This window comes from Mycobacterium sp. TH-M82, from assembly GCF_057473605.1.
In genome coordinates this window covers 1-10,300 of sequence record NZ_JBYCKY010000494.1, presented here as the reverse complement: position 1 = coordinate 10,300, position 10,300 = coordinate 1, and the positions used below count along the sequence as shown (strand labels likewise).

Here is a 10,300-nt window from a genome sequence, read left to right as displayed (position 1 = left end):
GTCGGTGCACGCCAAGAGCTACAGCTCGATTTTTTCCACACTGTGCTCGAGTCGCCAGATCGACGACGCGTTCGAGTGGTCGGAGGACAACCCACACCTGCAACGCAAAGCGCAGATCATCGTCGACTATTACCGCGGCGACGACGCCCTCAAACGCAAAGCGGCGTCGGTGATGCTCGAGTCCTTCCTGTTCTACTCCGGCTTCTACCTGCCGATGTACTGGTCCTCGCGTGGCAAGCTCACCAACACCGCCGACCTGATCCGGCTGATCATCCGTGACGAGGCCGTGCACGGCTATTACATCGGCTACAAGTGTCAACGGGGACTGGCCGAGCTCACCGACACCGAACGGGCCGGACACCGCGAGTACAGCTACGAGCTGCTGCACGCCCTGTACGAGAACGAGGTCGACTACACCCGTGACCTCTACGACGTACTGGGCTGGACGGACGATGTACTGCCGTATATGCGCTACAACGCCAACAAGGCGCTTGGCAACCTCGGATACGAGCCCGCGTTCAGTCCCGACGAGTGTCAGGTGAACCCGGCGGTGCTTTCAGCACTGGATCCCGGCGCCGGCGAAAACCACGACTTCTTCTCGGGCTCGGGCAGCTCCTATGTGATGGGATCCCATCAGGCCACCGAGGACGCCGACTGGGATTTCTGACCAGCGCGCCTACCGCAGTTCGACCAGTAGTGACGTTGGCAATCCAGGCCAATAGACAATCCAGCCGGGTCCAACGCCAGGGCCGGGGCCCGCTCACACGGGCAAAAGCTGGTCGATCACGGCGGCGAGTTGGTTGGCCGAGCGGCACTCATGCATGGCGATGACCTCCTGGTAACGAGGTACCGCCGAATCGCCGCTGCCCCACAGGTGTGTGGGCTCGGGGTTGAGCCAGTGCCCGTGCCGGCTGGCGGTCACCAGGTGGGCCAGCACACCGGTCCCCGGATCGCGGTAGTTGGTGCGGCCATCGCCGAGCACCAAAAGCGAACTGCGCGGCGACAACACGCCTCCGTAGTTCTCGGTGAACGACACGAATGCGTTGCCGTAGTCGGAGTGGCCGTCGCGGGTGTACACGCCCGACTCCCGGGTGATCCGCTGGACGGCCACCGCGAGGTCGGCGTCGGGCCCGAACAGGTGGGTCACCTCGTCGGCGGTGTCGAGGAAGGCGAAGACTCGGACCCGGGAGAACTGTTGGCGCAGCGCATGCACCAGCAGCAGGGTGAAGTGGCTGAACCCGGCGACCGAGCCGGACACGTCGCACAGCACCACCAACTCGGGCCGGGCCGGGCGAGGTTTGCGCAGCATCAGGTCGATCGGTACCCCACCGGTGGACATCGAGCGGCGCAGCGTCTTGCGCAGGTCGATCGCGCCGGCCCGGGCGCGGCGCCGCCGGGCGGCCAGCCGGGTGGCCAGGGTGCGCGCCAGCGGGGCCACCACCCGGCGCATAGCGCGCAGCTGTTCACCGGAGGCACGGAGGAACTCGACGTTCTCGGCCAGCTGCGGGATGCCGTACATCTGGACGTGGTCGCGGCCCAGCTGCTCGGCGGTGCGGCGCTTGGTCTCCGACTCGACGAGCTTGCGCAGCTGGGCGATCCGGGGGCCGGCAAGCGCTTGGGCGCTCTGTTCCTGGGTGGGGGTGGGCTCGTCGCCGTACGGCGCCAGCAGCCCGGCCAGCAGCCGGCCCTCCAACTCATCGAGCGCCAGCGCCTTGAGCGCCTGGTAGGACGAGTACGACGGGCCGCGGCTGGAGCGGTAGCGGCCGTAGGCCTCGACGATCTGCGCGACCATCGCCACCAGCCGTTCGTCTAACTCGGCGAGATCAGCATTGTCGGTGAGCAACCCGAGCAACGTCGCCCGCATGGCTTCGACGTCGCCCGGTGGCAAAGCGGCGGCATCGTCGTCTCCGCCCGCCACCGCGGTCCTGCCGCCCAGCGCGGCCGGCCACCACAGGTCGAACATGGCGTCGTAGGTATCCCGGTGTTCGGGCCGGCGCAGCACCGCGCAGGCCAGCCCCTCGCGCAGCACCTCCCGATCACCCAGCCCGAGGACCGCCAGCACCCGGCCGGCGTCGACCGTCTCCGACGGCCCCACCGAAATCCCTTGACCGCGAAGCGCTTCGACGAATCCCACCAGGTGGCCCGGGATGCCGTGCGGCGCCAGCGGTTGCGGCGGGCGGGTACGGCGAGCCATCAGCGGATCATCAGTTCAGCCGGAGTTCTCCGGCCGCGCGTTGTCGGTCGGCCTGGTGTTTGAGCACGACGCCCAGGGTGGCAGCCACGGTGGCGTCGTCGATGGTGTCCAGCCCCAGCGCCAGCAGGGTGCGGCCCCAGTCGATGGTCTCGGCCACCGACGGCAGCTTCTTCAGCTGCATGCCGCGCAGCACGCCCACGATGCCCACCAGCTCGGCGGCCAGGTGCTCGGGCAGCTCGGGCACCCGGGAGGCTAGGATCCGGCGTTCCAGATCAGGGCCGGGGAAGTCGATGTAGAGGAACAGGCAGCGGCGTTTGAGCGCCTCCGACAGCTCCCGGGTGGCGTTGGAGGTCAGCACCACGAACGGCGCCCGCGACGCGGTGATGGTACCCAGCTCTGGGACGGTGACCGCGAAGTCGCTGAGCACCTCCAGCAGCAGGCCCTCGATCTCGATGTCGGCCTTGTCGGTCTCGTCGACCAGCAGCACCGTCGGCTCGGTGCGCCGGATCGCGGTGAGCAGCGGGCGCGACAGCAGAAACTCCTCAGAGAACACGTCGGATTTCGCGGAGTCCCAGGCCCCCCCATCAGCGGAACCGGCGGTGTTCGCCTGGATGCACAGGATCTGCTTGGCGTGGTTCCACTCGTAGAGCGCGCGGGCCTCGTCGACACCCTCGTAGCACTGCAGCCGCACCAGCCCGGATCCGGTCGCGGCCGCGACCGCCCGGGCCAGCTCGGTTTTGCCGACCCCGGCCGGACCTTCGACCAGCAGCGGCTTGCCCAGTCGGTCGGCGAGGAACACCGCTGTCGCGGTAGCGGTGTCGGCCAGGTAGCCGGTCTCGGCCAGTCGCCGGGCGACGTCGTCGATGTCGGCGAAGAGCGGGATGGGCCGGGCCGGAACGGTCACGTGACGCTCCTAGGCTGGGCGGGTGTGGCCGTCGCCCCACACCACCCATTTAGTCGAGGTCAGTTCCGGCAGCCCCATCGGGCCGCGGGCGTGCAGCTTCTGGGTGGAGATGCCGATCTCGGCGCCAAAGCCGAACTGCTCGCCGTCGGTGAATGCCGTCGACGCGTTGACCATCACCGCGGCGGCGTCCACCTGCTCGGTGAACCGCTGCGCGGCAGCCATATTCGTGGTGACGATGGCTTCGGTGTGGCCGGTGCCGTACTCGTTGATGTGAGCGATCGCGTCGTCGAGCCCGTCGACCACGCCCAGCGCGATGTCCATCGTGAGGTATTCCCGCCGCAGATGGTCCTCGGGGGCGGGCGCGTCGGCGTCACCGTGCACGGTCACCCCGGCGCCGGTCAGCGCGCCCACCAGCTGCGGCACCGCGGAATCGGCGATCGCTTTGTCGACCAATAGCGTCTCGGCGGCGTTGCAGACGCTGGGGCGGCGGGTCTTGGAGTTCAGCAGCACCTGCTCGGCCACCTCCAGGTCGGCGGCCTCGTGGACGTAGACGTGGCAGTTGCCGACGCCGGTCTCGATGGTCGGCACCAGCGCGTCGCGCACCACCGCGTCGATCAGTCCCGCTCCCCCGCGCGGGATCACCACGTCCACCAGGCCGCGGGCCCGGATGAGGTGGGTCACGGTAGTGCGATCCGAGCTGTCCAGCAGCTGCACGGCGTCGGCGGGCAGATCCTCACTGGCCAGCGCAGCGCGCAACAAATCGACCAGGGCGGTGTTGGACGCCGCCGCCGACGAGCTGCCGCGCAGCAGCGCGGCGTTGCCGGACTTGAGCGCCAGGCCGAAGGCGTCGGCGGTGACGTTGGGCCGGCCCTCGTAGACGATGGCGACGACGCCGAGCGGAACCCGCTGCTGGCGCAGCGCCAGCCCGTTGGGCAGGGTGTAGCCGCGCAGCACCTCGCCGACCGGGTCGGGCAGGCCCGCGACCTGGCGCAGGCCGGCGGCGATGCCGTCGATGCGCTGCGGGTTCAGCGCCAACCGGTCCAGCATGGTGTCGGGGGTGCCGGCGGCCCGCGCTGCGTCGAGGTCTTGCACGTTGGCGGCCAGGATGTCATCGACGCGGACCAGCAGCGCATCGGCGGCCGCGTTCAGCGCGCTGTCTTTGGCCACTGTCGGCAGCGACGCCAGCGCGCGGGCCGCGATTCGCGCCCGGCGGGCAGCATCGTGGACCTGTTCACGCAGGTCGGTCGGCTGCGCTGACGAGGGTGCGGACACACTCATGCTCCCAGGGTATCCGGCATGCATGCGCAGTCCGCTGCCGGGAGCTCTTTGGCAGACCAACGAAGATACCCGGTTGGTGATGTCGAACCCCGACTTCATAGCCTCGACGAAATGGCGATTCGGTTGTGTCGGGTATGTCGGGTATGTCGGGTATGTGTGGTGGGCAGCGCGAACATCGACACTGTTTTCGACGTCGGCGCGCTGCCGCGCCCCGGTGAGACGGTGCTGGCGGCCTCGGCCCAGTCGACACCCGGCGGCAAGGGCGCCAACCAGGCGGTGGCGGCGGCCCGGGCCGGCGCGCGGGTGCAGTTCATCGGCGCGCTGGGTGACGACGACGCGGGCGCGCTGCTGCGCCGGCATCTGCGGGAAAACCGGGTGGGCATCGACGGACTGGTCACTGTATCGGGCCCCAGCGGATCGGCGGTGATCACGGTGGACACCGCCGGGGAGAACACCATCGTCGTCGCGCCTGGTGCCAACGCTGCGCTGACTCCGGGCTCGGTCGCGGTGCGCGACTGCGAAGTGCTGTTGCTGCAGTTGGAGATCCCGGTCGCTACGGCGGTGGCGGCTGCAAGGACAGCGCGCGCGGCCGGGGCGGTCGTCGTCGTCAACGCCTCACCGGCGGGCGGTGATCCGGCGCAACTGGCCCAGTTGGCCCGGGTGACCGACGTGGTCGTCGTCAACGAAACCGAATCCGCCGATTGGATGTGGCCAGTCCAGCACCGAGTGATCACCCGCGGCGCACGCGGTGCACGCTACCTCGGCGCCGACGGCACGCTCGACGTGCCCGCTCCACCGGTGGCCGCCGTCGACACCTCCGGCGCCGGTGACGTTTTCGCCGGCGTGCTGGCCGCCGGGTGGACCGCCGGACATAAGTATGCACTGCGGCGGGCCTGCGCAGCCGGTGCGCTGGCCACCCTGGTGCCCGGCGCCGGCGACTGCGCACCGACGGCCGCGGCGATCAACGACGCGCTGGGCGACTGAGTCGCATCTGGAGCGACGGCGAAGTACCGGCAGCTATTCGGGTATCTCCCGTTCGATCTCATCCAGCCAGATCCGCGCCGGCATGTCCGACGGTGCCCGCCAGTCGCCGCGCGGCGACAACGAACCCCCGGCGGACACCTTGGGCCCGTTGGGCAACGCGGAGCGCTTGAACTGGCTGAACGAATAGAACCTCTGCACGAACACTTTCAGCCAGCGCCGGATGTCGGCCAGCGAGTACGCCAGCCGGTTGTCCGCGGGGTAGCCGGGCGGCCAGGCACCGCGCCCGGCGTCACTCCAGGCGTGCCAGGCCAAGAACGCGATCTTCGACGGCCCGAACCCGTAACGCAGTACCTGAAACAACGAGAAGTCCTGCAGCGCGTATGGTCCGACGACGTCCTCGCTGCGCTGGGTCTCTTGACCTCCCCCGGCAGGTCCGGCCGGAACCAGCTCCGGGGTGATCTCAGTGTGCAGCACCGAGGCCAGCACCGCGCAGACGTCGGTGTCGAACTGACCCGAGCTGATCACCCAGCGGATCAGGTGCTGGATCAGTGTCTTGGGCACCCCGGCGTTGACGTTGTAGTGCGACATCTGGTCACCGACCCCGTAGGTCGACCAGCCCAGCGCCAGCTCCGAGAGGTCGCCGGTGCCGAGTACGATGCCGCCGCGCTGGTTGGCGATGCGGAACAGATAGTCGGTGCGCAGGCCGGCTTGAATGTTCTCGAACACCACGTCGTACACCGCCTCGCCGCGGGCGAACGGGTGGCCCAGCCCGGCGAGCATCAGGTTTGCGGTATCGCGGATGTCGATCTCTTCGAAGGTGGTGCCCAAGGCTCTGCTCAGCGCGATCGCGTTGGCCCGGGTGTGCTGCCCGGTGGCGAAGCCCGGCAGGGTGAAGGCCAGAATGTCACTGCGCGGCCGGTTTTCGGAATCCATCGCCTGGGCAGCGACGATCAGCGCGTGCGTCGAGTCCAGGCCGCCGGAGACGCCGATGACCACCTTCGGGTGGTCGAGCGCCCGCAGCCGCTGCGCCAACCCGGACACCTGGATGTTGTAGGCCTCATAGCAATCCTGTTGCAGCCGAGCCGGATCCGACGGCACGAACGGGAACCGCGCCACCTCCCGCCGCAACCCGATGTTGCCAGCGGGCGGGCCCAGGGTGAACTCCACATGGCGAAACGACTCCACTTCGGCGCGGTGGTGGCGGCGGTTGTCGTCGAAGGTGCCGATTCGCAGCCGCTCGCAGCGCAGCAGGCCGGTGTCGACGTCGGCGGTCGAACGCTGCGCCTGCTTGGGGAACCGCTCGGACTCGGCGAGCAGGATCCCGTTCTCGAAGATCATCGTCTGCCCGTCCCAGGCCAAGTCGGTCGTCGACTCGCCCAGGCCGGCGGCGGCGTAGACGTAGGCGGCCAGGCAGCGCAGCGACGCCGAGCGGGCCAGCAGGCGGCGTTCGTCGGCGCGGCCGATCGTGATCGGGCTGCCGGACAGATTGGCCAGCACCGTCGCACCGGCCAACGCGGCATGCGCGCTGGGCGGCACCGGCACGAACATGTCCTCGCACACCTCGACGTGCACCACGAAGTCGGGCAGGTCGGCGGCGGCGAACAGCAGATCCGGCCCGAACGGCACCCCGAAGCCGCCAAACCGGATCACGCCGCGCACGTCGTCGCCGGGCGCGACCTGGCGCTGCTCGTAGAACTCCCGGTAGGTCGGCGGATACGACTTGGGCGCCACTCCGAGAACACGGCCGCGGTGGATGACGACGGCGGTGTTGTAGATGCGGTGCCGGTACCGCAGCGGCGCACCCACCACCACAACCGGCAGCAGATCCGCCGAGGCCGCGACGACGTCGAGCAGCGCCGCCTCGACGGCATCGAGCAGGGTCTCCTGCAGCAGGATGTCCTCGACGGAGTATCCGGACAGCGTCAGCTCCGGGAACACCGCCAGCGCAACACCGTCGTCGTGGCAATCCCGCGCCAGCCGCAGCACCGACGCGGCGTTGGCCGCCGGGTCGGCGAGCGTGGTGTGGTGCGTGCAGGCCGCGACGCGCACGAACCCGTGGCGGTAGGCGTTGTAGAAGTCCATCACGTGCCATTGTTCTACATCGGCTGTCGAATACCCTTTAACCCCGTGGATGCTCCCGATCTGGTCGTGCTGCCGGCCGGCGAGCTGTTCCCGGCGGTGGCACGCGGGTGAGCGGGCAGCTGGGGCAGCTCGGGCGCCAAAGGCAGCGGCTCACCGCCGATCAGCGCAACGCGTTCCTGGCCGCGGTGCTGGGCTGGACGATGGACGCCTTCGACTACTTCATCGTGATCTTCGTCTATGCCGACGTCGCGGCGACATTCGGCCACACCAAGACCGAGGTCGCGTTCCTCACCACCGCCACCCTGGTGATGCGGCCCGTCGGGGCGCTGGTGTTCGGTCTGTGGGCCGACCGGGTCGGCCGGCGCCTGCCGCTGATGGTGGACGTCAGCTTCTACTCGGTCGTCGGGTTTCTGTGCGCGTTCGCGCCCAACCTCACCGTGCTGGTGATCCTGCGGCTGCTGTACGGGATCGGCATGGGCGGCGAGTGGGGGCTCGGTGCGGCGCTGGCCATGGAGAAGGTGCCCGCCGAGCGGCGCGGCTTCTTCTCCGGGCTGCTGCAGGAGGGCTATCTGTTCGGCTACCTGCTTGCCACCCTGGCGTCGCTGCTGGTGACCGACTGGCTGGAGCTGTCCTGGCGCTGGCTGTTCGGCCTGAGCATCCTGCCGGCGGGGATCAGCCTGATCATCCGGTACCGGGTAAACGAATCCGAGGTGTGGCAAGCATCCCGAGGCCGGATGCGGTTGACCAGCGCCGGAATCCGCGATGTGCTTGCCGATGCCAAGATCATCCGCCGGTTCTGCTACCTGGTGGTATTGATGACCGCCTTCAACGCGATGAGCCACGGCACCCAAGACGTGTACCCGACGTTTCTCTCCGCGACCCACCAGGGCGGCGCCGGGCTGGGAGGCGCGACGGCCAAATGGATCGTGGTGGTCTACAACATCGGCGGCATCATCGGCGGGCTGGTCTTCGGCTCGCTGTCGCAACGGTTGGGGCGCCGCTACGCGATCATCTGGTGTGCGGTGCTGGGACTGCCGGTCGTGCCGCTGTTCGCCTACTCGCGCAGCGTCGGAATGCTGTGCCTGGGCTCGTTTCTCATGTTCGCATTCGTGCAGGGCGCGTGGGGCGTCATCCCCGCGCATCTGACCGAGATGTCTCCGGACGCGATCCGCGGCTTCTACCCCGGGGTGACCTACCAGCTCGGTAATCTGCTGGCCGCTTTCAACCTGCCGGTCCAGGAGCAGCTGGCGTCCTCGCACGGCTACCCGTTCGCGTTGGTGGTGACTATCGTGCCGGTGCTGATCGCCGTCGCACTTCTGAGCACAATCGGCAAGGACGCCACCGGAATTCGGTTCAACGGATCAGAACCTTAGGCGCGAGCGTGCGTGTTCCCGGCGGCACGCCCGGCGTGCCGCCCGGGCACACGCACGTTCGCGGGGAAGGGCTACACCGCGACCAGATCGTCTGCGTGCACCACGGGCCGGCGCTGCTCGGCGGGGAGCTCTGCGGTGGAGCTGCCGATCATGGTGGCCAGTTCGGCCGCGTCGTAGCCGGCCACACCGCGCGCCACCACCACGCCGTCCGGGCCGCACAGCTCGACGACGTCGCCGCCGTGAAACCGCCCGTTCACCGCGGTGACGCCCGCGGGCAGCAGCGACCGGCGCCGGGCCAGCACCGCATCGACGGCCCCGTCGTCCAGGGTCAGGGTGCCGGCCGCGTCGGAGGCGTAACGCACCCAGAACCTGCGCGCCGAAAGCCGGTGTGGCCGCGCCGCGAACACCGTGCCCACCGACGCGTCGCCCAGCGCGGTAGCCGCGTCGGCGGCGGCCGCCAACAGCACCGGCACCCCGGCGTCGGCGGCCAAGAGCGCCGCAGACACCTTCGACGCCATGCCGCCGGTGCCCCGGTGGCTGCTCTGCCCGGCCACCACGCCGTCCAGGTCGGCCGGCCCGGACACGTCGGGAACGAAGCGCGCCGGCCCCTTGCGCGGATCGCCGTCGTAGAGACCGTCGATGTCGGAGAGCAGCACCAGCGCGTCGGCGCCGACCAGATGTGCCACCAGGGCCGAGAGCCGATCGTTGTCGCCGAACCGGATCTCGTTGGTGGCCACCGTGTCGTTCTCGTTGACGATCGCGACCGCGTGCAGTGCCCGCAGCCGGTCCAGGGTGCGAGAGGCGTTGGTGTGCGATACCCGCAGCGACACGTCGTGGGCGGTGAGCAGCACCTGCCCGACCGCGCGGTGATAGCGGGCGAACGCCGCGCTCCACGAGTTGACCAGGGCGACCTGCCCGACGCTGGCGGCGGCCTGTTTGGTGGCCAGATCGGTCGGGCGCTTGGACAGTCCGAGCGGCTCGATGCCGGCGGCAATGGCCCCCGACGACACGATCACGACGTCGGAGCCGGCTGTCATGCGCGCCTCGATCACGTCGGCAAGCGATGCCAACCGGCCGGCGTCGAACATGCCCTTCGGCGTGGTCAGTGCGGTGGTACCCACCTTGACGACGACGCTGCGCGCAGCGCGGATGGCATCCCGCGCGGTCATCGGCCGGGCTCGCTGTGTTCGCTGTGTTCCCGGCGGGCTCGGCGGGCGGCTTTGCGTTCGTCGGCGCCGACCCGGTCGGTGCGGTCCAGCCGGGCGTCGCTGCCCCGCCGTGCCATCGGCCCGAAGTGCCCCGCCGGCGTGGCGGGCTCCCAGTCGAAGGTCATCTCGCCGATGGTGACCGCGCAGCCAGGTTGCGCGCCGCGGCGCAGCAGCTCTTCTTCGACGCCGAGCCGCGCCAGCCGGTCGCCGAGGTAACCGACCGCCTCGTCGTTGCCGAAGTCGGTCTGGCTGACCCAGCGCTGCGGACGTGTCCCGG

General features: G+C 69.5%; 9 protein-coding genes. 3 read left to right on the top strand and 6 right to left on the bottom strand.

All coding sequences use genetic code 11. The features are described 5' to 3' along the window. A partial coding sequence (locus tag AC2VON_RS15380; protein WP_486953729.1) for a ribonucleotide-diphosphate reductase subunit beta occupies positions 1–667 on the top strand: 667 nt, incomplete at its 5' end. 93 nt (positions 668–760) lie between these two features. Here the strand turns inward: AC2VON_RS15380 and AC2VON_RS15375 are convergent. Genes AC2VON_RS15375 through AC2VON_RS15365 form a run of 3 tightly spaced genes read right to left on the bottom strand, consistent with a single transcriptional unit; the run spans position 761 to position 4,376 of the window. Beyond that, entirely contained in the window at positions 761–2,197 is a 1,437-nt protein-coding gene (locus tag AC2VON_RS15375; RefSeq protein ID WP_486953731.1) for a vWA domain-containing protein, read from the bottom strand. Positions 2,198–2,204: 7 nt separating this feature from the next. After that, positions 2,205–3,098 (bottom strand): AAA family ATPase, encoded by an 894-nt coding sequence (locus tag AC2VON_RS15370; protein WP_486953728.1) that lies wholly within the window; start codon positions 3,096–3,098, stop codon positions 2,205–2,207. A gap of 9 nt (positions 3,099–3,107) precedes the next feature. After that, positions 3,108–4,376 carry a glutamate-5-semialdehyde dehydrogenase gene (locus AC2VON_RS15365; RefSeq protein WP_486953727.1) on the bottom strand — a complete coding sequence of 423 codons (1,269 nt, stop codon included), beginning with the start codon at positions 4,374–4,376 and terminating at the stop codon, positions 3,108–3,110. 111 nt (positions 4,377–4,487) lie between these two features. On the opposite strand from AC2VON_RS15365, the gene AC2VON_RS15360 reads away from it, so the two are divergent. Next, a complete protein-coding gene (locus tag AC2VON_RS15360; protein ID WP_486953726.1) occupies positions 4,488–5,360 on the top strand; it encodes a PfkB family carbohydrate kinase in 873 nt (290 codons plus the stop codon). A gap of 33 nt (positions 5,361–5,393) precedes the next feature. Here the strand turns inward: AC2VON_RS15360 and AC2VON_RS15355 are convergent, their stop codons facing one another. Then, positions 5,394–7,442 carry an NAD(+) synthase gene (locus AC2VON_RS15355; protein ID WP_486953725.1) on the bottom strand — a complete coding sequence of 683 codons (2,049 nt, stop codon included), beginning with the start codon at positions 7,440–7,442 and terminating at the stop codon, positions 5,394–5,396. Between the two features lie 200 nt (positions 7,443–7,642). On the opposite strand from AC2VON_RS15355, the gene AC2VON_RS15350 reads away from it, so the two are divergent. Then, positions 7,643–8,815: an MFS transporter gene (locus tag AC2VON_RS15350; RefSeq protein ID WP_486953730.1), complete on the top strand. Its 1,173-nt coding sequence runs from the start codon at positions 7,643–7,645 to the stop codon at positions 8,813–8,815. A gap of 71 nt (positions 8,816–8,886) precedes the next feature. Here AC2VON_RS15350 and proB read toward each other — a convergent pair whose 3' ends face one another. After that, positions 8,887–9,984 (bottom strand): glutamate 5-kinase, encoded by a 1,098-nt coding sequence (gene proB, locus AC2VON_RS15345; RefSeq protein WP_486953724.1) that lies wholly within the window; start codon positions 9,982–9,984, stop codon positions 8,887–8,889. Next, a partial coding sequence (gene cgtA, locus AC2VON_RS15340; RefSeq protein ID WP_486953723.1) for an Obg family GTPase CgtA occupies positions 9,981–10,300 on the bottom strand: 320 nt, incomplete at its 5' end. The genes proB and cgtA, both read right to left, overlap by 4 nt.